The sequence below is a fragment of the Variovorax sp. 01N429 genome (assembly GCF_056399425.1).
In genome coordinates, this window is the sequence record NZ_JBFTRG010000227.1 from 1 (window position 1) to 374 (window position 374).

Below are 374 nucleotides of genomic sequence, written 5' to 3' on the forward strand. Positions count from 1 at the left end.
ACGCACCACCGTGGCGGGTTAGGCAGGCATGGGACCAGGTGTGGGGCTTGTGCTGGCTGTGGACCCCAACCCAGATGGTCGCTCTCCAGCCGCGGTGCACCAGCCTGCTGGAGCTGGAACTCCCTGGGCCGGAACGAGCTTTTGTGTTCCAGCCCGCTCCGGCGAGCGTCACGGACGATCGGAAGGCGCCGCCAGCCAGATGTCCAGACGCCGGATGAACTCGTCGAAATCCTCGCGGAATGCCGAATGGCCACGGCCGGTGAAGACGTCGACAGTCAGGCCTCGGGCACGCAGTTCCTCCGCGTGGTCGGACGTGATGAAGTCGCTGGGATCGGATGCGAGGACCAGAGACGGCATGCCGGCGCGTTCTGGCG

At 66.6% G+C, this 374-nt stretch carries 1 protein-coding gene; it reads right to left on the minus strand.

Features of this window, described 5'->3' with window-relative positions:
* Window positions 1–168: 168 nt before the first annotated feature.
* Window positions 169–374, minus strand: a 206-nt coding sequence (locus tag AC1DSF_RS31365; RefSeq protein ID WP_478184208.1) for an alpha/beta fold hydrolase, incomplete at its 5' end; no start/stop codon positions are given.